This window comes from Bradyrhizobium sp. U531 (assembly GCF_051710265.1).
In the GTDB taxonomy this organism is placed as follows: domain Bacteria; phylum Pseudomonadota; class Alphaproteobacteria; order Rhizobiales; family Xanthobacteraceae; genus Bradyrhizobium.
The window spans coordinates 633,535-659,373 of sequence record NZ_JASVEN010000002.1 but is presented as its reverse complement, the minus strand read 5'-3'; the positions used below and the strand labels follow the sequence as shown (position 1 = coordinate 659,373).

The 25,839-nt window shown below is 64.4% G+C and carries 24 protein-coding genes; 16 read left to right on the top strand and 8 right to left on the bottom strand.

The window, feature by feature from the left end:
• Positions 1–38: 38 nt before the first annotated feature.
• Positions 39–2,759, bottom strand: coding sequence for an aconitate hydratase AcnA (gene acnA, locus QRQ56_RS15025; RefSeq protein WP_438741096.1), 2,721 nt, complete (start codon positions 2,757–2,759; stop codon positions 39–41).
• Positions 2,760–2,999: 240 nt separating this feature from the next.
• On the opposite strand from acnA, the gene ccmA reads away from it, so the two are divergent.
• From ccmA to QRQ56_RS15000, 5 genes are all read left to right on the top strand, one after another.
• Entirely contained in the window at positions 3,000–3,602 is a 603-nt protein-coding gene (gene ccmA / locus QRQ56_RS15020) for a heme ABC exporter ATP-binding protein CcmA (protein WP_438741483.1), read from the top strand.
• A gap of 232 nt (positions 3,603–3,834) precedes the next feature.
• Entirely contained in the window at positions 3,835–4,503 is a 669-nt protein-coding gene (gene ccmB / locus QRQ56_RS15015; RefSeq protein ID WP_061880182.1) for a heme exporter protein CcmB, read from the top strand.
• Positions 4,504–4,594: 91 nt separating this feature from the next.
• The gene (locus QRQ56_RS15010; RefSeq protein WP_438741094.1) at positions 4,595–5,386 is read left to right on the top strand and encodes a heme ABC transporter permease; all 792 of its coding nucleotides are present in this window, start codon (positions 4,595–4,597) and stop codon (positions 5,384–5,386) included.
• On the top strand, positions 5,383–5,565 hold the full coding sequence (ccmD, locus tag QRQ56_RS15005) for a heme exporter protein CcmD (RefSeq protein ID WP_438741481.1): 183 nt from the start codon (positions 5,383–5,385) through the stop codon (positions 5,563–5,565). The genes QRQ56_RS15010 and ccmD overlap by 4 nt, the downstream gene beginning before the upstream one ends.
• Positions 5,565–6,158: a DsbE family thiol:disulfide interchange protein gene (locus QRQ56_RS15000; protein ID WP_438741092.1), complete on the top strand. Its 594-nt coding sequence runs from the start codon at positions 5,565–5,567 to the stop codon at positions 6,156–6,158. Before ccmD ends, QRQ56_RS15000 begins: the two co-directional genes overlap by 1 nt.
• Before the next feature lie 34 nt (positions 6,159–6,192).
• Here QRQ56_RS15000 and QRQ56_RS14995 read toward each other — a convergent pair whose 3' ends face one another.
• The 3 genes from QRQ56_RS14995 to ftsY form a co-directional block, all read right to left on the bottom strand.
• On the bottom strand, positions 6,193–7,389 hold the full coding sequence (locus QRQ56_RS14995) for a hypothetical protein (protein ID WP_438741090.1): 1,197 nt from the start codon (positions 7,387–7,389) through the stop codon (positions 6,193–6,195).
• Between the two features lie 217 nt (positions 7,390–7,606).
• Positions 7,607–8,209, bottom strand: coding sequence for a septation protein A (locus tag QRQ56_RS14990; RefSeq protein ID WP_438741088.1), 603 nt, complete (start codon positions 8,207–8,209; stop codon positions 7,607–7,609).
• 143 nt (positions 8,210–8,352) lie between these two features.
• Positions 8,353–9,300 (bottom strand): signal recognition particle-docking protein FtsY, encoded by a 948-nt coding sequence (ftsY, locus tag QRQ56_RS14985; protein WP_438741085.1) that lies wholly within the window; start codon positions 9,298–9,300, stop codon positions 8,353–8,355.
• Between the two features lie 60 nt (positions 9,301–9,360).
• On the opposite strand from ftsY, the gene QRQ56_RS14980 reads away from it, so the two are divergent.
• Both QRQ56_RS14980 and QRQ56_RS14975 read left to right on the top strand, forming a co-directional pair.
• Positions 9,361–10,062, top strand: a complete 702-nt coding sequence (locus QRQ56_RS14980) for an RluA family pseudouridine synthase (RefSeq protein ID WP_438741083.1) — start codon at positions 9,361–9,363, stop codon at positions 10,060–10,062.
• Between the two features lie 175 nt (positions 10,063–10,237).
• Positions 10,238–11,347 carry a DUF2336 domain-containing protein gene (locus QRQ56_RS14975; RefSeq protein ID WP_438741081.1) on the top strand — a complete coding sequence of 370 codons (1,110 nt, stop codon included), beginning with the start codon at positions 10,238–10,240 and terminating at the stop codon, positions 11,345–11,347.
• Positions 11,348–11,557: 210 nt separating this feature from the next.
• Here QRQ56_RS14975 and mtaB read toward each other — a convergent pair whose 3' ends face one another.
• Both mtaB and dapF read right to left on the bottom strand, forming a co-directional pair.
• A complete protein-coding gene (mtaB, locus tag QRQ56_RS14970) occupies positions 11,558–12,814 on the bottom strand; it encodes a tRNA (N(6)-L-threonylcarbamoyladenosine(37)-C(2))-methylthiotransferase MtaB (protein ID WP_438741079.1) in 1,257 nt (418 codons plus the stop codon).
• A complete protein-coding gene (dapF, locus tag QRQ56_RS14965) occupies positions 12,814–13,689 on the bottom strand; it encodes a diaminopimelate epimerase (RefSeq protein WP_438741078.1) in 876 nt (291 codons plus the stop codon). Before dapF ends, mtaB begins: the two co-directional genes overlap by 1 nt.
• A gap of 254 nt (positions 13,690–13,943) precedes the next feature.
• On the opposite strand from dapF, the gene QRQ56_RS14960 reads away from it, so the two are divergent.
• Positions 13,944–14,723 (top strand): GyrI-like domain-containing protein, encoded by a 780-nt coding sequence (locus QRQ56_RS14960; protein ID WP_438741076.1) that lies wholly within the window; start codon positions 13,944–13,946, stop codon positions 14,721–14,723.
• Between the two features lie 5 nt (positions 14,724–14,728).
• A complete protein-coding gene (locus QRQ56_RS14955; RefSeq protein ID WP_438741073.1) occupies positions 14,729–15,445 on the top strand; it encodes an SIMPL domain-containing protein in 717 nt (238 codons plus the stop codon).
• 181 nt (positions 15,446–15,626) lie between these two features.
• On the opposite strand, the gene QRQ56_RS14950 is transcribed toward QRQ56_RS14955, so the two are convergent.
• Together QRQ56_RS14950 and QRQ56_RS14945 are read right to left on the bottom strand one after the other, a co-directional pair.
• Positions 15,627–16,040, bottom strand: a complete 414-nt coding sequence (locus QRQ56_RS14950; RefSeq protein WP_438741072.1) for a hypothetical protein — start codon at positions 16,038–16,040, stop codon at positions 15,627–15,629.
• Positions 16,041–16,216: 176 nt separating this feature from the next.
• Entirely contained in the window at positions 16,217–17,281 is a 1,065-nt protein-coding gene (locus QRQ56_RS14945; RefSeq protein WP_438741070.1) for an MBL fold metallo-hydrolase, read from the bottom strand.
• A gap of 457 nt (positions 17,282–17,738) precedes the next feature.
• Between QRQ56_RS14945 and ffh the strand changes: the two genes are divergently transcribed.
• The 7 genes from ffh (at position 17,739) to QRQ56_RS14910 (ending at position 25,819) form a co-directional block, all read left to right on the top strand.
• Positions 17,739–19,286, top strand: coding sequence for a signal recognition particle protein (gene ffh, locus QRQ56_RS14940; protein WP_438741069.1), 1,548 nt, complete (start codon positions 17,739–17,741; stop codon positions 19,284–19,286).
• An 86-nt stretch (positions 19,287–19,372) separates the two neighbouring features.
• Positions 19,373–19,705 carry a 30S ribosomal protein S16 gene (gene rpsP / locus QRQ56_RS14935; RefSeq protein WP_014438992.1) on the top strand — a complete coding sequence of 111 codons (333 nt, stop codon included), beginning with the start codon at positions 19,373–19,375 and terminating at the stop codon, positions 19,703–19,705.
• Between the two features lie 9 nt (positions 19,706–19,714).
• Entirely contained in the window at positions 19,715–20,272 is a 558-nt protein-coding gene (gene rimM, locus QRQ56_RS14930) for a ribosome maturation factor RimM (RefSeq protein ID WP_438741067.1), read from the top strand.
• Positions 20,273–20,391: 119 nt separating this feature from the next.
• Complete coding sequence (gene trmD, locus QRQ56_RS14925) at positions 20,392–21,147, top strand: tRNA (guanosine(37)-N1)-methyltransferase TrmD (RefSeq protein ID WP_438741064.1); 756 nt, start codon at positions 20,392–20,394, stop codon at positions 21,145–21,147.
• A 110-nt stretch (positions 21,148–21,257) separates the two neighbouring features.
• On the top strand, positions 21,258–21,638 hold the full coding sequence (gene rplS / locus QRQ56_RS14920; protein ID WP_438741061.1) for a 50S ribosomal protein L19: 381 nt from the start codon (positions 21,258–21,260) through the stop codon (positions 21,636–21,638).
• A 328-nt stretch (positions 21,639–21,966) separates the two neighbouring features.
• A complete protein-coding gene (leuC, locus tag QRQ56_RS14915; RefSeq protein ID WP_438741059.1) occupies positions 21,967–23,373 on the top strand; it encodes a 3-isopropylmalate dehydratase large subunit in 1,407 nt (468 codons plus the stop codon).
• 115 nt (positions 23,374–23,488) lie between these two features.
• Positions 23,489–25,819, top strand: a complete 2,331-nt coding sequence (locus tag QRQ56_RS14910) for an HD domain-containing protein (RefSeq protein WP_438741057.1) — start codon at positions 23,489–23,491, stop codon at positions 25,817–25,819.
• The last annotated feature ends 20 nt before the right edge of the window (positions 25,820–25,839 follow it).

The following is a 25,839-nucleotide window of genomic DNA, read 5'->3' as shown; positions in this document are numbered from 1 at the left end:
ACTCACGTCGCGGTGAGCCACCGTTCACAAATTCGCGCTTAGGCGGCGAGCTTGCGCAGGACGTAGTGCAGGATACCGCCGTTGCGGTAGTAATCGAGCTCGTCCAGCGTATCGATGCGGCAGAGCAGCGAAACGCGCTGCAGCGAACCGTCGCCCGAGACGATCTCCGCGGTCAGCTTCTGGCGCGGCTTGAGTTCGCCGACCAGGCCGCGCAGCGTGACCTTCTCGTCGCCCTTCAGGCCGAGCGACGACCAGGAGGTGCCGTCCTCGAACGTCAGCGGCAGCACGCCCATACCGACCAGGTTGGAGCGATGGATGCGCTCGAAGCTCTGGCAGATCACGGCGCGAACGCCGAGCAGGCGGGTGCCCTTGGCAGCCCAGTCGCGCGAGGAGCCGTTGCCGTATTCGGCGCCGGCGAACACCACGAGCGGCACCTGCTCCTGCTGATACTTCATCGCGGCGTCGTAGATCGACATCTGCTCGCCGTCGGGCCAGTGCTTGGTGAGACCGCCCTCGGGGATGTTGCCGTCGGCGCCCTTCAGCATGAAGTTCTTGATGCGGATGTTGGCGAAGGTGCCGCGCATCATCACTTCATGGTTGCCGCGGCGCGTGCCGTACTGGTTGAAGTCGGCGGGACGCACCTGGTGCTCGCTGAGATACTTGCCCGCGGGCGAGGTCAGCTTGATCGAACCGGCCGGCGAGATGTGGTCGGTGGTGATCTTGTCGCCGAACATGGCGAGGATGCGTGCCTCGACGATGTCGGTGACCGGCTCCGGCTCCTTCTTCATGCCGTCGAAATAGGGCGGGTTCTGCACGTAGGTCGACGACATGTTCCAGCGATAGGTCTCGCTCTCGACGGTCTTGATCTTGCGCCAGTTGGTGTCGCCCTTGAACACGTCGGCATACTTCTTCTTGAAGATCGCGGCGGTCACGAACTTCTTCATGAAGGCGTTGATCTCCTTCGTCGTCGGCCAGATGTCCTTCAGGTACACCGGCTTGCCGTCCTTGCCTTCGCCGAGCGGCTCGACCGCGAGGTTCTTGGTGACGCTGCCGGCGAGCGCGTGCGCGACGACCAGCGGCGGCGAGGCGAGGTAGTTCGCCTGCACGTCCGGCGAGACGCGGCCTTCGAAGTTGCGGTTGCCCGAGAGCACGGCGGCGGCGACGATGCCGTTGTCGTTGATCGACTTCGAGATCTCATCCGGCAGCGGACCGGAATTGCCGATGCAGGTGGTGCAGCCGAAGCCGACGAGGTTGAAGCCGACCTTGTCGAGGTCCTTCTGCAGACCGGAATCGGCGAGATAGCCGGCGACGACCTGGCTGCCCGGGGCGAGCGAGGTCTTCACCCACGGCTTGGCCTTCAGGCCCTTCGCAGCGGCGTTGCGCGCGAGCAGGCCGGCACCGATCAGCACGCTCGGGTTCGAGGTGTTGGTGCAGGAGGTGATGGCGGCGATCACGACGTCGCCATGGCCGATCTCGAAGTCCTTGCCTTCGACGGCGAAGCGCTTCGTCGGCTCCTCGGCCTTCTTGTATTCAGTGCCGAGCGCGAGCGAGAAACCTTCGGCGACCGAGGGCAGCGCGATGCGGCCTTCGGGACGCTTCGGACCGGCCATCGACGGCACGACGTCGGCGAGATCGAGGGTGAGCGTTTCCGTGAACACGGGATCGGCCGACTTGGCGGTGCGGAAAAGGCCCTGCGCCTTCGCATAGGCCTGCACCAGCGCGACGCGCGGCGCGGCGCGGCCGGAGGTCTTGAGATAGTCGATCGCGGCGGCGTCGACCGGGAAGAAGCCGCAGGTCGCGCCGTATTCGGGCGCCATGTTGGCGATGGTCGCCTTGTCGGCAACCGAGAGGTTGTCGAGGCCGGGGCCGAAGAACTCGACGAACTTGCCGACGACGCCGAGCTTGCGCAGCATCTGCGTGACGGTCAGCACGAGGTCGGTGGCGGTGACGCCTTCCTTCATCGCGCCCTTCAGCTTGAAGCCGACGACGTTGGGCAGCAGCATCGACAGCGGCTGGCCGAGCATGCAGGCTTCCGCCTCGATGCCGCCGACGCCCCAGCCGAGCACGGCCAGACCGTTGACCATGGTGGTGTGCGAGTCGGTGCCGACCAGCGAGTCGGGATAGGCGACCTCGAAGGTGCCGGTCTTCTTGCCGACCGTCATCTTCTCCTTCTTGGTCCACACCGTCTGGGAGAGATATTCGAGATTGACCTGGTGGCAGATGCCGGTGCCGGGCGGCACGACCGAGAAGTTCGAGAACGCCTTCTGGCCCCACTTCAGGAACTCGTAGCGCTCCTGGTTCTGCTTGTATTCCTCGGCGACGTTCTTGCCGAAGGCCTTGTTGTCACCGAAGAAGTTCACGATCACGGAGTGGTCGATGACGAGGTCGACGGGGACCAGCGGGTTGATCTTCTCGGCATCGCCGCCGAGCTTCTGCATCGCGTTGCGCATCGCGGCGAGGTCGACCACGGCCGGCACGCCGGTGAAGTCCTGCATCAGCACGCGCGCCGGGCGGAACGCGATCTCATGCTCCAGCGACTTCTTGCGCAGCCATTTCGAGACGGCGACGATGTCCTCTTTCTTGACCGAACGCCCGTCCTCGTTGCGCAGCAGGTTCTCGAGCAGGACCTTCATCGAATAGGGAAGTTTGGAAATTCCCTTCAGACCATTCTTCTCGGCCGTGGGCAGGCTGTAATAGACATAGGTCTTGGCGCCGACCTTGAGGGTCTTTTTGCATTTGAAGCTGTCGAGCGAGGTCATGTAGGAAATCCCAATGGTTAGTTATACCCGGCAGGGTATCTTAACACCGTCAGCGTATCAGGCTGGGCCGCTTGCAGGGGCAGGTTGAGTTGCTGCATCAAGTAGTTCCGGGCTTATAGAAGCTTTCTAACCGCGCCGCCACAGCCACAATCGTGCCGCAGCAACCGCGAGCCAAAAATTCCCATGCGCTACCCCAAGTTTTCCTGAGGCCCGGCTTTGAGTGAATTGAAACGAGGCGAGATGCAGCTCTCCGGACACGCCCTCACCTGCGTGCGGGGCGGCCGCCAGGTGTTCGCCGGGCTCGATTTCTCGGCGGTCTCGGGCGAGGCCGTGGCGGTGGTCGGCCGCAACGGATCGGGCAAGACCTCGCTGCTGCGGCTGATCGCGGGCCTGCTGGTCCCGGCCGAGGGCAGGATCGCGCTCGCGGGTGGCGATGCCGAGCTGTCGCTGCCCGAGCAGTGCCACTATCTCGGCCATCGCGATGCCCTCAAGCCGGCCCTCAGCGTGGCCGAAAATCTGACGTTCTGGGCCGATTTCCTCGGCGGCGAGCGCCTGGACTTCGCCGAGGGCCTCGCCACCGTGGGGCTGGAGCATGCCACCCACCTGCCCGCGGGCTTCCTGTCGGCCGGCCAGCGCCGCCGGCTGTCGCTGGCGCGCCTGCTGACGGTCCGCCGCCCGGTCTGGCTGCTGGACGAGCCGACCAACGCGCTGGATGTCGCCGGCCAGAACATGTTCGGCGGCTTGATGCGCGAGCACCTGTCCCGCGGCGGCATGATCGTCGCGGCCACCCATGCTCCGCTCGGGATCGAATCCCGGGAGTTGCGGATCGGGGGTGCGGTATGATTCCGATCGACCCTCAGCTTTTCGAGTGGCTGGCCTCCGCCCTCGCGCCCACGAAACAGCCGCTGCCGCGGGCTCCCTCGCCTCTCCCGCTTGCGGGAGAGGTCGCGCCGAAGGCGCGGTTGAGGGTTCTGTCCTCTGGGGGAATCTTCGTTGCCGAGACACCCTCTCCCCAACCCTCCCCCGCAAGCGGGGGAGGGAGCGCACCGCCTTTGAGGCACGACGGGAGCCTCCCATGACCGCCCTGTCCGCCCTGATCCGCCGGGACATCCGGATCGCGCTCCGCGTCGGCGGCGGGGCCTTGATCGGCGTGCTGTTCTTCCTGACCGTCGTGGTCCTGATGCCGTTCGCGGTCGGCCCGGATCTGGCCCTGCTGTCGCGGCTGGGGCCGGCCATTCTCTGGCTCGGCGCGCTGCTGGCGAGCCTGCTCACCCTGGACCGGCTGTTCATGGCCGACCATGAGGACGGCTCGCTCGACCTGATCACGATGAGCCGAACGCCGCTGGAACTCGCCTGCGCCGCCAAGGCGCTGGCTCATTGGCTGGCCGCCGGCCTGCCGCTGATTGTCGCAACCCCCGTGCTCGGCCTGTTGCTCAACCTCGACATGGTCGCGACCGGGGCGGTGGCGCTGACGCTGCTGGCGGGCACCCCGGCGCTGACCTTCACCGGCATGATCGGCGCGGCGCTGGCGGTGACGCTGCACCGCGGCGGGCTGCTGATGGCGGTGCTGGTGCTGCCGCTGTCGATTCCGGTACTGATTTTCGGCGTGGCGGCCTCGCAGGCGGTGATCGTCGGCCCCATGACGTTCGGCGCGCCGTTCTCGATCCTGTGCGCGCTGTCGCTGGTCAGCCTGGTCGTCGGCCCGTTCGCAGCCGCAGCGAGCCTGCGGCACGGACTCGACTGAACAGGCCTCGATCGATTTTGACGCCGATCAACTTTCGCCGCTCGCTTTCGTGCTGATTGCCTGAGCGGCCACCGACGATTATCAGGGTACCATGACACTGATCGACCTCGCCAACCCCACGCGGTTCCTTGCGCTGACAGCGCGGGTGCTGCCGTGGCTTGCGGCCGCGACCGTTCTCTTGCTTGCGATCGGTCTCTATCAAACCGCGCTGGCGCCCGATGACTACCAGCAGGGCGCGACCGTGAAGATCATGTTCATCCACGTGCCCAATGCCTGGCTGTCGATGTTCGTGTGGGGCGTGATGAGCATCGCCTCGCTGGGCACGCTGGTGTGGCGGCATCCGCTCGCCGACGTCGCCGCCAAGGCCGCCGCTCCGATCGGCGCCGCCTTCACCTTCCTCGCGCTGCTCACGGGATCGCTGTGGGGCCGTCCGATGTGGGGCACCTATTGGGAATGGGATGCCCGCCTGACCTCGGTGCTGATCCTGTTCCTGATGTATCTCGGCCTGATGGCGCTGTGGCGCGCGGTCGACGATCCCTCGCGCGCCGCGCGCGCCGCCGCCGTGCTGACCCTGGTCGGCGCGCTCAACCTGCCGATCATCAAGTTCTCGGTCGACTGGTGGAACACGCTGCATCAGCCGGCCTCGGTGATGCGCATGGGCGGATCGGCCCTCGACAAATCGTTCCTGATTCCGCTCCTGGTGATGGCGATCGCCTTCACGCTGCTGTTCGTCACGCTGCACCTCGCCGCGATGCGCAACGAAATCCTACGCCGCCGTGTCCGCTCCCTGCAGATGATGCAGGCGAGCCGCGTGGCGTTCTCGAGCGAGATGGGCGCCTCCTCGCGCGGACAAGGCGCCTCGAAAGAAGCCGGGGCCGCCTGATCATGTCGCTCGGTCCCTATGCCTCCTTCATCGTGACGTCCTATGCCGCGGCGGCCCTCGTGGTCGTGGTCCTGATCGGCTGGATCGCGCTGGACTATCGCAGCCAGACGCAGCGCCTGCGCGAACTGGAGGAGCGCGGCATCACGCGCCGGTCCGGTCGCAACGCCACGGACCTGTGATGAGCGATCAACCTGCCTCAGCAGCGCCGCAGCGCCGCACCTTCCTGATGGCGCTGCCGCTGATTGCCTTCATCGGGCTCGCGCTCTTGTTCTGGTTCCGGCTCGGCAGCGGCGACATCTCGCGGATTCCCTCCGCGCTGATCGGTCGTCCCGTGCCGCAGACCACGCTGCCGCCGCTGGAAGGATTGCAGGCCGCCAATGCGCCGGTGCCCGGCCTCGACCCCGCGATGTTCAAGGGCAAGGTCAGCCTCGTCAACGTCTGGGCCTCCTGGTGCGTACCGTGCCACGACGAGGCGCCGCTGCTGACCGAGCTCGCCAAGGACCAGCGCTTCCAACTCGTCGGCATCAATTACAAGGACGCATCCGACAATGCGCGGCGCTTCCTCGGCCGCTACGGCAACCCGTTCGGCCATGTCGGCGTCGACGCCAACGGCCGCGCCTCGATCGAATGGGGCGTCTACGGCGTGCCGGAAACCTTCGTCGTCGGCCGCGAGGGCACCATCGTCTACAAGCTGGTCGGCCCGATCACGCCGCAAAACCTCAAGACGGTGCTGATGCCGGAGCTGGAGAAGGCGCTCAAGGCAGGAAGCTGATCGTGACGCGGGCAAGCTGCCCGAGCGCGTGAGTTCACGGCGCGTCGTCGCGACGATCGGTCGGGTCCGCGTGGCCCGCGAGCAGGCCAGCCACGACATCCCAGCCCTTCTCGAAGATATGACCGACCTTGTGGCCGAAGGAATCATCCGGGCGCAGCCGCGGCGATTCCAGAATGTGCGTCAGGTGCCGGTGATCGCCTGGAATGCTGCTGACCTCCAGGTCGACGGCGGCCTGGACATCAGTCATCAGGTCATCGAGGCGCTTCGCCCAGCCGGACCCCTTGAGTTCGATCTGCGTTCGCAGCGCCTGTTCGATCCGGTAGATCTCGCTCACGATCTCCCTGGCCCGCACCGGGCGATTGTTCCTGAGCGCGAAGAGCAGGAGATGGTGCTTCTGCTCGATCTGATCGAGCACCATCGAAACCGCGATCGCCAAGGGACCCGCCGCGATCCGCGCCGCAGCCCGGTCGTCGGCTGTCGCGGTCGCGAGCGACAGCAGCTCCCATGGATTTTCCAGACGCCTTGTGAGGATCGTGAGCGCGAACGGCACGGCATCGACGCGCCTGGACTTGAGCGCGCTCAGGAGACCAAGGACCTTGTCGAGGCTGGCGCCCTCGAGCCGGGCGATCTTGGGCGCAAGCGCACGGCCGAAATCGTCGAGCTCCCGCTGCAGCTCGAGACAGCGCAGCATCTTCTTGAGGTCATCGAACGTCGCATGGGAGCTGGTATAGGCCATCAGCCCGTCGCGAATGCCGGCTACCCCCTCGGCAGAACCAAGCTGGCCGTTGAGAGAGGTCAGCACCTTCTTCTGGAATACCTGCGCCATCTGCCGCGCCTCGGGCTGCTTGTCGGCAGAGATGGCCTTGGTCGCATTGGCGATGTAGTCGGCGGCCATGCTGCGCAGCAGTTGCTCGGTCACGAGGCTCCAGATCGGTGCGAGCGATCCACGGGCGATCTGTCCGTCATTGGCCCGTTCCGGCGCGCTGTCGACCAGCACCGGCTCGAGCGGCTCGAAGAAGTAACGCGAGGGATTTCCGACGCGGTAGTGATTTTGACCCGTGTTGCGAAACTCGGCACGCAGCGCCGCGATCAATGGCTCGGAATGCGGGATGTCCTCGCCGAGAAGATGCAGCCGCTCCAGTTCGGCAAGCAGGCGGCGCCGGACCTGCGGAGCGAGTTGCCGGAGGTACTCAATCAGGTGTTCAGCGGTGTGGTCCTGCTTTGCACTCATCACCGGGCCCTCCGGCGCGGCATCCTCTCTTCACTACCAGAGGCTATCGCCTGCGGCCGTTCGGACAAGGTCCAGAGCCGAAGAATCTCAGCTTGCGGTTACAGAGCGATGAAGGAACCCGCCGGACGCGTCGCTCGACCCGATCAGCTGCGCGCGTGAAGTGCACGTCAGCGTGAATAGGTGGGGTGGTGGTTGGCAGCCCCGCCCGGAGCCGGCACTACCCCTTGCTAATGTCCCCCGCCTCGGCCTCGCTTCGCTCCAGCGAGACCGGCTCGAGGTGATAGCGCTTGGTCAGCGGCATCTGGGCGATGGCGAAGATCATGGTCAGCGGGGTCACGCCGAACACCTTGAAGTTCACCCAGAAGTCCGTGCTCTGCGTGCGCCAGACGATCTCGTTCAGCACCGCCATGCCGGCGAAGAACAGCGCCCAGCGCAGCGTGAGGATGCGCCAGCCCTGCGGCGTCAGGTTGAACACCTGGTCGAACATCACGGCGATGAAGGAGCGGCCGAACAGCAGGCCGCCGCCGAGGATCGCGGCGAACAGGCCGTAGATGATGGTCGGCTTGACCTTGATGAAGGTCTCGTCGTGCAGCACCAAAGTCAGCGTGCCGAACACCAGCACGACCACACCCGTCACGATCGCCATGATCGGGATGTGACGCGTCACCACATAGGAGGCGACCATCGCCACCACGATCGCGACCATGAAGGCGCCGGTCGCGGCGAACAGATTGAACTTCGCATTGACGAAGAAGAACACGAGCAGCGGCCCGAGCTCGGTCGCGAGCTTGAACAGCGGATGCGGCTGGGTCTTGTCCATTACGTACCCTTTTTTGCGTCATCCCCCGCCTAGTGCGCAATTGCGCTCGGGGGCGGGGGATCCAGTATTCCGAGACGCCAGTGATCTACAACGAGCGCTGCTGCGTACTGGATGCCCCGCCTTCGCGGGGCATGACGAGAAACCTATGCTTCGATTCCGGCGATGGCGCGCGCGAAGTCGCGCGCGGTGAAGGCTGCGAGATCGTCGACGCCTTCGCCGACGCCGATGAAATGCACCGGCAGTTTGAACTTCTCTGCGAGCGCTACCAAGATGCCGCCGCGCGCGGTGCCGTCGAGCTTGGTCATCACGAGACCGGTGACCCCCGCCGTGCGATGGAAGGCCTCGACCTGCGACAGCGCGTTCTGGCCCACGGTCGCATCCAGCACAAGCAGCACGGCATGCGGCGCAGTGTCGTCCACCTTGCGGATGACGCGCACGACCTTTTCGAGCTCGTTCATCAGCTCGGCCTTGTTCTGCAGGCGGCCGGCGGTGTCGATCAGGAGCACGTCGGTGGCCTGCTCCTTCGCCGCCGTCAGCGCGTTGAAGGCGAGGCTTGCCGAATCCGAGCCCTGCGCACCCGCGATGACCGGCGTCTTCGTCCGCTCACCCCAAACCTTCAGCTGCTCGATCGCTGCTGCGCGAAAGGTGTCGCCGGCGGCCAGCATCACCTTGCGGCCTTCGCTGGCGAATTTCTGCGAGAGTTTCCCGATGGTGGTGGTCTTGCCGGAGCCGTTGACGCCGACCACGAGGATCACGAACGGCTTTTTGGCCTCATCGATCTCAAGCGGCCTCGCCACCGGCGACAGCACCTTTTCGACTTCGGTCGCGACGACGTCCTTGACCTCGTCCGCCGAGATCGCCTTGTCATAACGGCCGGTGCCGACGGCATCCGCGATCCGGACCGCGACTGAGGTGCCGAGGTCGGCACGCAGCAGCACGTCCTCGATGTCGTCGAGCATGGCGCGGTCGAGCTTGCGCTTGGTGACGAGGTCTGCGACCGCGGTCCCGAGCGAGGACGAGGTGCGCTTCAGCCCGTTGGACAGGCGGCGCCACCAGCTCAGCTTGGGGGGATCTGACGTGGTATCGTTCATGGCGGGGGTGTGTTAGCCGTTCCCGCCCCCAAACGAAAGTCTTGTCCGAAGGTCCTGCAATTGCTCGATGTTCCCCAATTGACCGCCGAGGAGATCCAGGCGCGCGTGCTCCATCGCGACGGGCTGATGCTGATCATCGACAAGCCCTCGGGCCTTCCGGTGCATCGCGGCCCCAAGGGCGGCGCCAATCTGGAGGATTCCTTCCAGGCGCTGTGCTTCGGCCTGCCGCGACCGCCGGTGCTGGCCCACCGGCTCGACAAGGACACCTCCGGTTGTCTCGTGCTCGGCCGCCATCGCAAGGCCACCGCCTCGCTCGGCCTCCTCTTCAAGCACGGCAAGATCGGCAAGACCTACTGGACCGTGGTCGAGGGCGGACCTGCCGAGGACGAAGGCACGATCGATATGCCGCTCGGCCGGCTCAATGCCGAGCGCGGCTGGTGGCAGAAGCCCGATCCGGACGGGCAGAAGGCGATCACCAACTGGAAGGTGATGGGCCGGGGCGAGGGCTTCACCTGGCTTGCCATGGAACCGGTGACCGGGCGGACCCATCAATTGCGGGTGCATTCGTCGGCAACGGGCTGGCCGATCTTCGGCGATAACATTTACGGCAACGGCCCGCGCTTCGGCGAGCCGAAGCTGCATCTGCACTCCCGCGAGATCGTGGTGCCGATCTCCCGCAACAAGGAGCCGGTCCGCGTCGTGGCGCCCGCCCCGCCCCACATGCACGAGAAGCTCAGGGCCTGCGGCTGGAACGGGGAATAGTCGTTTAGTCCCTCATGGTGAGGAGGCCGCGCAGCGGCCGTCTCGAACCATGAAGGCCCCGATACGGCCTGTGGCCATCCCGCCCCATGGTTTACGAAACCTTCAGTCCTCGTCCCTCATGATGACGGTTGCTTAGAACAAGCTTCCGTCATTCGCTCAGGACGAGCAACGCGTCATGTCTACGGCCGGGCTATCGATCATCGACGAGGTCGAATCTGCGATTCGCACCGGCTCGCCGGAAAAGGGCCTGGCGACCGCCCGCCGCGTCACCGACCTGTTTCTCTCCTCCGCCGGCAGTTTCGACGACGAGCAGATCGCGCTGTTCGACGAGGTGCTCGATCGCCTGATCGGCACCATCGAGCTGCGTGCGCTGGCCGACATGGGCGCGCGCGTCGCGCTCGCCGAGATCAGCGCGCAGCTGGCGCCGGTCGCGCAGGCGCCGCCCTCCGTAATCCGCCGCCTCGCCAGCAACGACGAGATCCGCATCGCCGGCCCCGTGCTGCAGGAATCCGCCCGCCTCGACGACGGCGAACTGGTGAAGATCGCCTCCGCTAAGAGCGAGCCGCATCTGCTTGCGATGGCCGGCCGCTGGTGGCTGAAGGAGATCGTCACCGACGCACTTCTGGCCCGCCGCTATCCCAGCGTCAGCCGCAGGCTCGCCGCCAATCCCGGCGCGCGCGTCTCCGGAAATGGATTTGCCGTCATGGTCGCCCAGGCCGAGGCCGACCCCGAACTTGCGGTCAGCGTCGGCGTCCGCGTCGACCTGCCGTCGGAGCTGCGTCGCCGATTGCTGCGCTCGGCGACCGATGCCGTGCGCACCCGCCTGTTGTCGCGCGCGCCGCCGCATCTGTTCGAGGAGATCCAGGGCGCGATCGCCGCCGTCACCGTCGGCGTCGAGCGCGAGATGTCGGGTGTCCGCGATTTCGAGGGCGCCAAGCGCGCCATTGCGATGCTCAAGGCCACCGGTCAGCTCAACGAGGCCGCGCTGCTCGGCTTCGCCAGGCAGCGCCGCTATGAGGAGACCGCCGCGGCGCTGGCAGCCCTGTCCGGATCGACCGTCGAGGTGATTCGGCCGCTGATGCAGAGCCTGCGTGAGGACGGCCTGCTGGTGCCCTGCAAGGCCGCGCAGCTCGGCTGGGACACCACCATTGCCGTGCTCGAATGCCGTTTCGCGACCGGCGCCATGAAGCCGGCGGATCTTTCGCGGGCGCAAGCGCTCTACGCGCGCATGACGGTCGAGGATGCCAAGCGCACGCTGCGGTTCTGGCAGGTGCGGGCGTCGTAGACTCTGTTCGAGTCGAACTGCGCACCACAGCCGCGGTGTCGTCCCTGCGCACGCAGGGACCCATAACCACAGAAGACAGTTTGGCGACGGCTGTCCGTGGCTCTGCTTCGTTGGGACGAGCACCATCCGCGACCGATAGATCACGCGGTATGGGTCCCTGCGTGCGCAGGGACGACGTTGAGGATAGAGCGCCGCACATGATTCGCAGCTCTATTGCGTGGTGAGCCGCTCACCATCGCTGCCGGCAATCATCAGCGGCACGACGCTTCCGACCCGCTCGCCCGAAATCGCCACCGGCAGGTAATGCTCCGTACGCCCCTGCGCATCGCTCTCGATCAGCACCTCGCGCGTCTTGCCCATCTCGGCTTGCAGCCGCTGACGCAGCGCTGCTTCGCCTGCCGCGCGCAGCCGCTTCGCGCGCTCCTTGATCGCACCGCCCGCAACCTGCGGCATCTTCGCAGCCGGCGTGCCGGGGCGCGGCGAATAGGGGAAGACGTGCAGGAACGTCAGGCCACATTCCCCGACAAGATCGAGCGAGCGCGCGAACATATCGTCCGTCTCGGTCGGGAAGCCCGCGATGATGTCAGCGCCGAAGACGATATCGGGACGCAGGCGGCGCACCTGCTCGCAGAACGCGATCGCATCCTGCCGCGAATGCCGCCGTTTCATGCGCTTGAGGATCATGTCGTCGCCGGATTGCAGCGACAGATGCAGATGCGGCATCAGCCGCGCATCGCCGGCGATGGCATCGAGCAGATCGTCATCGGCCTCGATCGAATCGATCGAGGAAATGCGCAGGCGCTTCAATTCCGGCACGTGCCGCAATATCTGCTTCGTCAGCATGCCGAGCTTCGGCGAGCCCGGAAGGTCGGCACCGTAGCTGGTGAGATCGACGCCGGTCAGCACGATCTCGGCATGGCCGCGCGCGGCGAGATTGCGCACCTGCTCGACCACCGCGCCCATCGGCACCGAGCGCGAATTGCCGCGGCCGAAAGGAATGATGCAGAAGGTGCAGCGATGGTCGCAGCCGTTCTGCACCTGCACGAACACACGCGGCAGGCCGCTCGCGTAGCCGTCGACGAGATGCGGCGCCATCTCCGTCACGGCCATGATGTCGCTGACCGCGATCTTCTCGCTGGCGCCGAGATCGAACGCATCGCGCGTCTCACGCCACGCGTCACTTCGCATCTTGTCGTCATTGCCGACGACGCGGTCGACCTCGGCCATGTCGGCGAACATGCCGCTTTGCGTCTGCGCCGCGCAGCCGGTGACGACGATGCGCGCCGAGGGGCGCTCGCGCTTAAATTTGCGGATCGATTGCCGCGCCTGCGCCACCGCCTCGTTGGTGACGGCACAGCTGTTGATGACGATGGTGTCTTCGAGCCCCGCAGCTTCCGCCTCGCGGCGGATCACCTCGGCCTCGAAAGCATTGAGGCGGCAGCCGAAGGTGACGATGTCGACGGCCATCAGGCGGCCGGCGCGAACAGCGCCGGATCGAACTTGCCCTCGTATTCGAAGGTCGCGGTGCCCGTCATCAGCACGTGGTCGTCGCGCTCGCGCCATTCGATGCCGAGCTTGCCGCCGGGCAGCGTGATCTCGACATTGCGCTGGGTCCGCTTCAGGCGCGCCGCGCCGACCGCCGTGGCACAGGCCGCCGAGCCGCAAGCCTTGGTCAGGCCGGCACCGCGCTCCCAGGTGCGGATGGTGATGTGCTGGTCATCGACGATATGGGCGAGCGTGATGTTGGCGCGCTCCGGGAAGATCGGATGGTTTTCGAGCAAGGGGCCGAAACGCTCGAGTTCGTAGGCGTTGACGTCGTCGACCCAGAAGATCGCATGCGGATTGCCCATGCTCACCACGGAGGGCGAATGCAGGATCGGCTTGTCGATCGGCCCGATCTGCAACTCGATGTAACGGGTGTCGCGGAATTCTTCCGCCAGCGGGATATCCTTCCAGCCGAACTTCGGCACGCCCATGTCGACGGTGTAGAGATCGGGCGCCGGACCCTGCCAGGCATTGAGCAGGCCGGCCGCGGTCTCGAACGTCGCATTGGTCTGCCCGTTCTTCTCGAAGATGCGCCGCACCACGCAGCGCATGCCATTGCCGCAGGCGCCGGCCTCCGAGCCGTCATTGTTGTAGATGCGGATGAAGGCTTCGGTGCCGTCGAGCCTCGGCTTCTGCAGCACCATGAGCTGGTCGTAAGCCACGCCGCCATTCGCGGACGCCACCGCGCGGGCGTCGTCGGGCGTCACCGGCCCTGCGGAATCGCGCATGTCGACAACGACGATCTCGTTGCCGATGCCGTTCATCTTGGCAAATGCGTGATTGGCCAGCGCGCTCATGAAAATTCCCGAATTTCGCCTGTGTTATATGGCGATCCTTGCCGGCTTGGCCAGTGTCTTGCCGCCGGTCGCCAGCAAGCCCGCCGAGAGGCCTGCCATGACGCATCTGTCATGGGACGAATTTGGCGCTCGCGTGTTAGAACGGCGAAAGTTGGCGCGAAGCGGGATGCGCGGGCCGGGCGCAAAGCTGGATCTGGTGGTTAAGGCCTTGGCGGCGAAGGCGCCTTGGTGATCAAGGCCTTGGGGAGAATAGAATGTTGAGGTTTCGTCGTCTCGCTCTGGCCGCGCTGATCCCGGCTGCGGCCTTGTCGCTTGGCCTGTCCCAGGGTCTGGCGCAGACCCCGAGCCCGGCACCGGCCGCCTCGGCAAGTCCCTCGCCGGCTCCGTCGGCTTCCCCTGCCCCGGCAGCGAGCGCGTCGCCTGCGCCGGCAGCCACCCCCTCACCCGCTCCGTCGCCGGCAGCCAGCGCTTCGCCGGCCCCGACAGCGTCGCCGTCACCCGCCGCCAGTGCGTCACCGAGCCCGACGGCCCCGCCGCCCGCGGCCGCCGCAACCCCCGCCCCGGTGCAGACCGCCGACCCGTTCGGCCTCGAGACCACGCTCGAGTCCAAGAAGGTCGTAATGGTCAAGGGCACCGCGAATTGGGACTCGGCCTTCGACACGCTTATCGACGCCTTCAAGGCGCTGAACACGCTGCTGGACAAGCAGGGCATCAAGCACGCCGGCAATGCGATGATCGTCTACACCTCGACGGACGATACCGGCTTCACTTTCCTCGCCGAGATTCCGGTCGAGCAGGACCCGAAGAACCTGTCCAAGGACATGAGCATCGGCAAATCGCCGGAAGGCAAGGTGCTGAAATTCGTCCATCGCGGCTCCTACGACAACATGGACAACACCTATGAGGCGATCACCAATCACCTCGACGACAAGAGGCTGGAAGCCAAGGACACCTTCATCGAGGAATACCTCACCGATCCCCTGAAGACCGCTGAGGACAAGCTCGTGATCAACGTTTTCGTACCGCTGAAGTGAGACCGATGCAGAAGCCCGCCGTATTTGTTGCCTCCCTTGCCGCCGTCCTCGCCGCCACGCTGCCGGCAAACTCCGCGCTTGCCGACGACGTCGTCTCCGCCATTTCGGTGAGCGGCGAAGCCAACGTGTCCGCCGCGCCCGATCTCGCGCAGATCGATGCCGGCGTCGCCAACGACGCCAAGTCGGCGAAAGAAGCCTCCGACGCCAACAACGCCGCGATGGGCAAGGTGCTGCTGGCGCTGAAGGGCGCCGGCATCGCCGAGAAGGACTATCAAACCTCGCGCCTGTCGCTGCAGCCGCAATACGGCCAGAACAAATCCACCGGCGCATCCCCCGTGGTCGGCTTCCGCGCCAGCAATCGCGTCACCGTGAAGATCCGCGACGTGACCAAGGTCGCCAGCATCATCGACACGCTGGTCAGCGCCGGCGCCAACGACATCGGCAACATCTCCTTCGAGGTGACGCAGGCTTCGAAACTGCTCGACGATGCGCGCGAGCAGGCGGTCGCCGATGCGCGCCGCAAGGCCGAGATCTACGCCAAGGCCACCGGCGTCACGCTCGGCGCGCCGCTCAGCGTGTCGGAAGGCGGCGCCCCTGTCCCGCTGTTCAAGGGCCGCATGGCCGTAGCTCCCATGGCCGCAGGCGCCGCCGTCGCGCCGGGCGAGGAGACGCTGTCGGTGACGGTGAATGTGAGCTGGGCGATCAAGGCGAAAGAGCCGTAGCTCTCGCGTCCCGGACGCGCTGCGGCACGCAGTGACGCTGCGCAGAGCCGGGACCCAGAAAGCTACACAGTACATTTCCGTGGCATGGGCCCCGGCTCTGCAGCGCATCACTGCGTGCTGCGCTTCGTCCGGGGCACGAGCGGCGCGCGTGGAGCGAGCTAAATCTCCACCACCTGCTCGATCAGTCGTTCACGCTGATATCCGTAAAAAGGAAACCCGTCGGCGTCTTGCTGAAGACGAAGATGAGATCGCCACAGAAGATGAAGTAGTTGTCGTTCTTATAGTCATCCCGATCATAGACGGCCTTGCCGCGCTGGAGACATGCGCGATTTTTCGCCGTGAACTCTGTCCGATAGGTCTTGGCGGCAAATTGCGCGGCGTCGCCAATGGCTTTGTCGTTCATGAACGGCAATCGCGTCATACCGGCGACGGCGGCGGAATCGTTTGCCTTCAACGCCGCGCGAAACTTTTCGATGAAGCCATCGAACTCCTTCTGCACGGCAGGAGAAGCGACGGGGTCCTTCGCCGCCTGGGCGACGGCTGGAGCAAGGCTCACGAGAGCGGTTGCGAGCACAATTCTCAGCAAAAATCCCACGGTTCGACTCCATCCATCGATCAATCAAGGTCTTCCGATCGATCCAAATCCATGGTGTTTTGTTGCGTCAAAGGCATTCCGGTTCAACGGCGCAGTGACGCACGAACTTGTCGCTGCAGGAGCAAGGCGGACATTGCTTTCGTCGCATCACACCGCCGGGTTTGTGGGTACAGGACCTAAATCTCCACCACCTGCCCCGGCTTCATCGCCACGAACCGATCCTGCGGAATCTGCGCGGCATCCAGCGCCTCCACCAGCGCCTTCGCCGGGGCATCGATTGCTTCATCCGTCAGCTGGAATGTGCCGTGATGATGCCCGAGCGCGGCCTCGGCGCCGCAATCGCCCAGCGCCTTCACCGCGTCTGCCGGGTTCATGTGCTGGTCGCGCATGAACCAGCGCGGCTCGTAGGCGCCGATGGGAAGGATGGCGAGACGCAGCTTGCCGTGCCTCTCGGCGACACGACGGAAATGCCGGCCATCGCCGTAACCGGAATCGCAGACGACATAGATTTTCCCGGCCGGCGTCTCCAGCACGAAACTCGCCCACAGCGCCTTGTTGCGGTCGAGCATACCGCGCGCGCTCCAGTGCCGGGTCGGCACCAGGTGCACGGCAATGCCGCGACCGAGCTCGACGCGGTCGTGCCAGTCGAAAGCTTCCACCTTGATCGTGGAATCGGAGCTGCGCATCGTGACGTCGTTGCCGAGCGGGGTGACCACGCGCGGCGCATCATTCTTCGCGAGCCGCGACAGCGTCGCGATGTCCAAATGATCGTAATGGCCATGCGAGACCAGCACGACGTCGATCTTCGGCAGCTTCTCGAAGGCGATGCCGGGATCGTTGTGCCGCTTCGGCCCGGCAAAGCTGACGGGCGAGACCCGCTCCGACCAGACGGGATCGACCAGGATGTTGAGGCCGCCGGCCTGGATCAGCCAGCTGGCATGGCCGACGAAGGAGAGCCGCACCTTTTCGCCGTCCACCCGCGCCGGCGGGGTGTCGGCATGGGGGCTGGGGGCCCAATCCGGCCATTTCGCCCGCTGCCGCTTGCCGCCGAACTGCCAGCGCAGCACCTCGCGCAGCGACTTTGGCGGCACGCCGTCCGGATCGAAGAAGGTCAGGCCGTCGAAATGGTCGGAGACCGGGCCGTCATAGGTTTTCATGTAGGACATCCAGAGCGAGGGGACGCCGACCAGCGCGCCGGCGCCGGCAAGCAGTCCGAGAACACGGCGGCGGGTGATCGGCACGGGCGGGCTTCTAGAGACGGTTGGGGCGGTAAGACATCACCGCTATATGGGCCGGCCGGTCGAAAAAGGAACCCGTCGCCGGAAAGCACGTCTTTTCAAGCCCTTGCCCTGGCAAAGGGGCCGCCACGCCCTAACTTTCCTTGACTTTTGGGCGGGAGCGGCGTTTAACCCCGCCACTTTCTCGGAAAGGCTTTCTTTTCGACCCGCCGACCGGCCCTGGAGGCCGGAGGTCAACGCCCGACAGCGCGATGCGCCCTCGGGCGTAAAGGTGTTTGGAAGATCGTTTGCCTGAGGAAGCGGTCATCCCCCGCGAAGGCGGGGGATGCAGTACTCCAGGGGCGGCTCGGGTCGAACCGAGGTGCCGCGGCGTACTGGATGCCCCGCCTTCGCGGGGCGTGACAGTGGTGAAATAGCGGAGCGCTCCTCCATCTTGGGGGACAGCAACAGGACGACTTCATTGTTCGACAATCTGTCGGAACGGCTTGGCGGAATTCTCGATCGTCTGACGGGGCGCGGTGCGCTGACCGAGAAGGACGTCGACGCCGCGATGCGCGAGGTGCGCCGCGCGCTGCTGGAAGCCGACGTCGCACTCGAAGTGGTACGCAGCTTCACCGAGCGCGTCCGCGAGCAGGCGATCGGCGCCACCGTCGTCAAGTCGGTCACACCCGGCCAGATGGTGGTCAAGATCGTCCATGACGAGCTGATCAACACGCTCGGCGCCGAAAGCCAGACCATCGACGTCAATTCCGTGCCGCCGGTGCCGATCATGATGGTCGGTCTGCAGGGCTCGGGTAAGACCACCACCACCGCAAAGCTCGCCCGCCGCCTGGTCCAGCGCGACAAGCGCAAGGTCCTGATGGCTTCGCTCGACGTCTATCGTCCGGCGGCAATGGAGCAGCTGGCCGTACTCGGCCGCGACCTCGACATTCCCACGCTTCCGATCGTCGCCGGCCAGCAGCCGCCGCAGATCGCGAAGCGCGCGCTGGAAGCCGGCAAGCTCGGCGGCTACGACATCGTGCTGCTCGACACCGCCGGCCGCACCACGCTCGACGAAGACATGATGGCGGAAGCCGCGGCGATCAAAGCCGCTGCGAACCCGCATGAAGTGCTGCTGGTCGCGGACTCGCTCACCGGCCAGGACGCCGTGAATCTCGCCCGCGCCTTCGACGAGCGCGTCGGCCTCACCGGCATCGTGCTCACACGAGTTGACGGCGACGGCCGCGGCGGCGCCGCGCTGTCGATGCGCGCCGTCACCGGCAAGCCGATCAAGCTGATCGGCACCGGTGAAAAGACCGATGCGCTGGAAGATTTCCATCCTGATCGTATCGCCGGCCGCATCCTCGGCATGGGCGACGTGGTCTCGCTGGTCGAGCGTGCCGCCGCCAATATCGACGCCGAAAAGGCCGCGCGCACCGCCGAGCGCATGCGCAAGGGTCAGTTCGACCTCAACGACATGCGCGAGCAGCTGTCGCAGATGGCCAACATGGGCGGCATCAGCGGCCTGATGGGCATGATGCCCGGCATCTCCAAGATGAAGAACCAGATCGCGGCGGCCGGCATCGACGACAAGATCCTGAAGCGCCAGGTCGCCATCATCGATTCCATGACGCGCGACGAGCGCCGTCATCCCGATTTGCTCAAGGCCAGCCGCAAGAAGCGCATCGCCGCAGGCTCGGGCCAGAGCGTCGAGCACGTCAACAAGCTGCTCAAGATGCACCGGAACATGGCCGACGTGATGAAGGCCATGGGCTCGGGCAAGCGCGGCCCGCTCGCCGGCATCGCCCAGGCGATGGGTTTTGGTGGCGGCATGAAGATGCCCTCGCCCGAAGAGATGAAGGCGATGCAGGAAAAGATGCAGGCCGGCGGCGGACAAGGTCTGCCCAGCCTGCCGAAGGATCTGCCGCCGGGACTTCGTACCGGCCTGCCGAACCTTCCCGGACTGACCGGGATGAGCGGCAAGCCGACGCTGCCGGGCCTCGGCGGCTTCCCCGGCAAGAAGAAATGAGGAATTCGCCGCGAGGGTCGTCAATGTCCCGCGCGGCGCGAAAATACCAATCAACCGAACAAACTGTACTTTGAAGGAGAACTCAAATGTCCGTCGTTATCCGCCTCGCCCGCGCAGGCACCAAGAAGCGTCCCGTCTATCACGTCGTCGTCGCCGACTCGCGCTTCCCCCGCGATGGCCGCTTCATCGAGCGTCTCGGCTATTTCAACCCGCTGCTGCCGAAGGACAACGAGACCCGCCTGAAGCTCGACATGGACAAGGTCAAGGCCTGGCTCGCCAAGGGCGCGCAGCCGTCGGACCGCGTGTCCCGCTTCCTCGACGCCGCCGGCGTGAAGAAGCGCGAAGCGCGCAACAACCCCGAGAAGGCCGTGCCGCGCAAGGAGCGCAAGGCGCAGGCCGAAGCCGCAGCCAAGGGCTAAGGCTAGATCATGTCGGCGCTGGTCTGCGTCGCGCGGATCGGCGCCGCGCATGGGGTGCGCGGTGCGGTCAAGCTGTGGACCTTCACCGAAGATCCCTTTGCCATCAAACGTTACGGCCCGCTTTCGTCCAAGGACGGCAAGCGCCAGTTCGAGGTCGCGCAGGCGCGTGAGGCAAAGGATCATCTGGTCGCGACGTTCAAGGGCGTCACGACCCGCGATGAGGCCGAGCGCCTCAACGGCATCGAACTCTACGTCGCGCGCGGCAAGCTGCCCGCGACGGATGCGGACGAATATTACCACACCGACCTGATTGGACTCGCCGCCGTCACCACGGGCGGCGAGCAGCTCGGCCGCGTGCTCGCGATCCACAATTTCGGCGCCGGCGACATCATCGAGATCGCGCCGCTCAAGGGCCCGACGATGCTGCTGCCGTTCACGAACGCGGTGGTGCCGGAGGTCGATCTCGAAGGCGGGCGCGTGGTGATCGCTCTGCCGCAGGAAGTCGAGGGCGAGGACGACAGCGACACTCCCTCCGCGAGTCGTCCCCGCGAAGGCGGGGACCCATAACCACAGTCCGTGGTTTTTGGCTAAGCTGATAGCTCCAGCCATCGCAAAATGAAGTGCGGTGGTTATGGGTCCCGGGCTCGCGCTTCGCGCGCCCCCGGGACGACGAGAACTGAGATCCGATGACCAATCCCTCACCCTGGCGCGCGACGGTGCTGACGCTGTTTCCGGAGATGTTTCCGGGACCGCTCGGCGTGAGCCTCGCCGGCCGCGCGTTGGCATCCGGGCTCTGGCAGATCGAGGCGCGGGACATCCGCGCTTCCGCCACCGACCGCCATCGCAGCGTCGACGACACCCCGGCCGGCGGCGGGCCGGGCATGGTGCTGCGGGCGGACGTTCTGGCGGCGGCGATCGACGCGGCGGAGATCGCGTCCGACCGGCCACGCCTGCTGATGAGCCCCCGGGGTCGGCCATTGACCCAAGCCCGGGTTCAGGTGCTCGCCCAGGGTCCCGGCCCCCTGATCGTCTGCGGGCGCTTCGAAGGGATCGACCAGCGGGTGATCGACGGGCGGGACCTCGAGGAGGTCTCGATCGGCGATTACGTGCTGTCCGGCGGCGAGATCGCAGCTTTGGCCCTGATCGACGCCTGTGTCCGCCTGCTGCCGGGCGTGATGGGCAAGGAAGCTTCGGGAACCGAGGAAAGCTTCTCCGATGGCCTTCTGGAGTACCCCCAATACACCCGGCCGCAGCTGTTCGAGGGGGTTCCGATCCCGGAGATCCTGACCTCCGGCGACCACGCCAAGGTCGCCGGCTGGCGGCGGGCCCAATCGGAAGCCCTCACAGAGGCCCGACGGCCCGATTTATGGGCCAGGATCCCGCCCAAGCCGGCGAATCGGGCCAGGCGCCAAAAAACGCCAAAAACCAAGACAGACGGGTGACAAACGCTCCGGCTTGCCTTATAGCAGCGGCCAAATCCGCAATGGCTGGATAGACGAATTTTGCGCAGCCCCCCGTTTCCAGGGCTGGGCGCGCCGATGGAGATTACCCCATGAACCTGATCCAACAGCTTGAAAAAGAGCAATTCGACAAGCTCTCCGCCAGCAAGGAAATTCCGGAATTCGGTCCCGGCGACACCGTGATCGTCAACGTGAAGGTCGTCGAAGGCGACCGCACCCGCGTGCAGGCCTATGAAGGCGTCTGCATCGGTCGTTCCGGCGGTGGCCTCAACGAGAGCTTCACCGTGCGCAAGATCTCGTACGGCGAAGGCGTGGAGCGCGTGTTCCCGGTGATGTCGCCGATGATCGACTCGATCAAGGTCGTGCGCCGCGGCAAGGTGCGTCGCGCCAAGCTCTATTATCTCCGCAACCTCCGCGGCAAGTCGGCCCGCATCGTCGAGAAGACTGAGCACGCCAAGGCCGTCAACGAGTAAGCTCCGGCGACCAGCCAGGTTTTTCGAAAAGCGCGGGGCCAAACCCCGCGCTTTTTTGTTGCGTCTGCCGTGCGCGTCAAAGGCCTCGCGCTTCCAAATGGGCCTGCTATATATTCTTGGAATGTTTCCAGATCTGACCAGCACCTCGTCCGCCAAGCGCGTCGTCATCGACGATCGCTCGCGGCTGCCCGGCCGGTTCTTCGGACGCTTCGCGACCTCGGCAACGTCAGAGCTTACGCGCGCAGCCTAAAAGCTGCGCTGACGATTTTGTTGCCCCGCGCGCTCGCCGCGCACATCCGCTTCACATAGTCCTTCGGAGCTCAAGCTCATGTCCAAGCCCACCACATTGTACGACAAGATCTGGAACGACCATCTGGTGCACGAAGCCGAGGACGGCACCTGCCTGCTCTACATCGATCGCCACCTGGTGCACGAGGTGACCTCGCCGCAGGCATTCGAAGGCCTGCGCGCTACGGGGCGCAAGGTTCACGCGCCCGAGAAGACGCTGGCTGTCGTCGACCACAACGTGCCGACCACCGACCGCACCAAGCCGAACCCCGACCCCGAGAGCATCGAGCAGATCAAGGCGCTGGCGGAGAACGCCAAGGAATTCGGCGTCGAATATTACAACGAGTTCGACAAGCGCCAGGGCGTCGTCCACGTCATCGGCCCCGAGCAGGGCTTCACCCTGCCCGGCACCACCATCGTCTGCGGTGACAGCCACACCTCGACGCATGGCGCATTCGGCGCGCTCGCGCACGGCATCGGCACGAGCGAGGTCGAGCACGTGCTGGCGACGCAGACGCTGATCCAGAAGAAGGCCAAGAACATGCGCGTCACCGTCGATGGCAAGCTGCCTGACGGCGTGACGGGCAAGGACATCATCCTGGCCATCATCGGCGAGATCGGAACCGCAGGCGGCACCGGCTACGTGCTGGAATACGCAGGCGATGCGATCACCGCGTTGTCGATGGAAGGCCGCATGACGGTCTGCAACATGTCGATCGAAGGCGGCGCGCGCGCCGGCCTCGTTGCGCCCGACCAGAAGGCCTACGACTATTTGCGCGGCCGTCCCATGGCCCCAAAGGGCGCCGACTGGGACGCGGCGATGCGCTACTGGGAGAAGCTGCGCTCCGACGAGGGCGCGCATTTCGACAACGAGTTGCGTCTCGACGCCGCCAAGCTGCCGCCGATCGTGACCTGGGGCACGTCGCCTGAGGACGTCATCTCGGTGACCGGATTCGTGCCCGATCCCGATAAGATCGCCGACGAGGCCAAGCGCATCTCCAAGCACCGCGCGCTGAAGTACATGGGTCTGACCGCGGGCACGAAGATCACCGACATCAAGCTCGACCGCATCTTCATCGGCTCCTGCACCAACGGCCGCATCGAGGATCTGCGCGCCGCCGCGAAGATCGCGGAGGGCAAGCAAGTCTCGGGTCACGTCAACGCCATGGTCGTGCCGGGCTCCGGCCTCGTGAAGGAGCAGGCCGAGGCTGAAGGTCTGGACAAGATCTTCATCAAGGCCGGCTTCGAATGGCGCGAGCCGGGCTGCTCGATGTGCCTGGCGATGAACCCGGACAAGCTGGCTCCGGAAGAACGCTGCGCCTCGACCTCGAACCGCAATTTCGAGGGCCGCCAGGGCTTCAAGGGCCGCACGCACCTCGTCTCTCCGGCGATGGCAGCGGCCGCCGCGATCGCGGGTCACTTCGTCGACGTCCGGGATTGGCGCTAAGGCTGCCCACCCATAAAGCAGCCCGCTCAAGTTGCACTTGGCGGGCTGCTTAATTTTTGATTAACTGCAAAAATTGATTGCTTGAGAAGGAACGTTCATTTCGGAGGGATTTACCGTGGCAAAGCGGGTAATTCGGCGAAATTCCGAACTTTTACTTCCCGGTGTCGGCGACGGGGCGCTTGAGTCAGATCAAGAGTTCGAAACACCTTATTCCCAACCGAAGCCTATAGTTCACCGGGACCAAGTTCACGGAGACGTTCACTATGATCCGCTGAGCGCAAAGCTTCTCAATACGAGCGCTATGCAAAGGCTCGGACGAATCTATCAACTTGGCTATGCACACCTCGTATTTCGCGGAGGAACACATACCCGCTTAAGTCACGTGATGGGCGCTTCACATACCGCAACTGAAATCGTCGATAAACTGCGCTTCAACTATACCAAGAAAACAGCAGTTCACCCGCGTTACGTCGTGTTCCCTAGAGATTTTCTTCCCTGTACGAGCGGGAGTCTAGACGAAAGGTGGGACGTACTCCGCCACTTAGTGGCTTGGGCCGCGCTCCTTCATGACTTGGGACACGTACCGCTCGGACACACGCTGGAGGATGAGTTCGAAGGCATCTTTCAGAAGCACGATGATTTTAGGAGCCCTAGATCTCCGCACCTGTGGGGGCGCGAAAGCGAGATACACCAAATTCTAACCGACGAGAACTTGCATCCAGCTTCCTTTAAGCGTTGTGGCGTGAAACGGGAGCAAGTTTGGCAAGTCGTAATGCTCATTTGCTTCTTTAAGGATGCGGGAGATGATGGTCATGCACGGTTCAAGGCGCAGCTTGAGAAGGGGGAGCCCAACTCTTTCCTTCAGATGCTCCGAGAAGCGCATGATCAAACTGCAGAAATTTTTCGACCATACATGGCCGACATCGTCGGAAACACGATTTGCGCGGACTATCTAGATTATCTGCGCCGCGATCCATTGAATGTGGGGTTAGATGTCCTTCGCGAAATCCGTGTGCTATCAAGCTTCTATGTTTGCGTCGACCCCGCGTCGAGTGACCGATGTTTCAGAATGGCTCTTGCTTTGGTCGATCGTCATGGAAAAGCACGACTAGACGTCTGCACAAGCGTTGTTGAGCTGGTGCGTCAGCGCTACCGGTTTGCAGAAATCATATACTACCACAAGGCAAAAGTCTCGGCCTCAGCTATGTTCGCAAAGGCAATGAGTCTGATCGGCCAACCGCCGGAAATCGGAAAGCCTCGCAGACTTCTTTACAAGAAAGAATTTTCAGCAGAAGCCACAGCCGAGAGCCTGTTAGACGGTAAGGAGCGCGTAGAGTCTCTAAAGGACGACTGCGTACCCAAAGCGTTGTTAGATTCTGAGATCGGCGATGAAGGGCTTCATGCGCTGTTGTTGAGCAGCGCCTTTCAGCGTGTCGAGAAATGCGTCAACGCCGGAGAGCGAGACGAATTACAAAACTGCTTGCGCGGCATTGCGATGCTGCAGGCGATTTCTGACAGACAGCTACATAAAGTTTGCTTCTCGATTTCTTTCGAACAGTTCGGCAAGCTCACCGACGGATTGAAAGAGACTGAAGAAGTTGAAAAGCGGCTCGCCCCTTTACTAACGCGGCTTCGGTCCGAGCGCGGGTTACGCGACAAGCTAGAACTGGAGATGACGAAGGCAGCAGGCTGGCCGATTGATTCTCTTCTCCTATACGTTCCTCCGAGAAAAAGTCAGGCCAAGGGGATAGAAACATTTGCTTTTACTAAGGATGGGGTCGTTCGATTAGGCAACCATCCAGCTGTATCGGCCAAAGTCCACGAACTAGGAAAGGACTACAAGGCGCTCTGGAGATTGCTGCTGCTTGTCCATCCTGAATATCGAGAAGAGGTAACGTCGCTTTCTAGAGCAGTAGACGTTCTTGTGTGCGCTCTTTGGACCGGCTTTGCACATCTCGGCACAGACGAGCGCCTCCATAGTCATGGGACAATAGATACCCTGCAGGAAGCCGCATGGTTCCCATATATCCCTGTCGAAAATCGTGGCGCGGCTGAACTGATGCAGCGCCTATCCACCGCTGTTGGCGGGACTGTCTCACGACCAATAAGTTGGGACAGATTTATTCGGCTACCGATCCTCACAACAGCGAGCCAGGGCAGCCTGGCTCCGGATGACCATGCGCAGCGTGCATATTTGGTCGAAAGGCTAATGGCAGATAATGACCAAGGATCTTCGATAGATCAGCAAGAAAAGCGCGCGGTAGCCAAGGTGCGTTCTCATTTCGCTGCGCCAGGAATGCTCGCTGCATATGATGCCCCGGCGGAGGTCAAAACACAGTTCCACTATGACACCAATGTGGAAACCGGGGAACAACAGCAAATTTTGCGGAGGGCGTTTGAGTTGGACGACTTGGCTGAGCGGTTGAAGTCGGGCACACTCTCCTAGTCATCGCAGATGAACGAGGA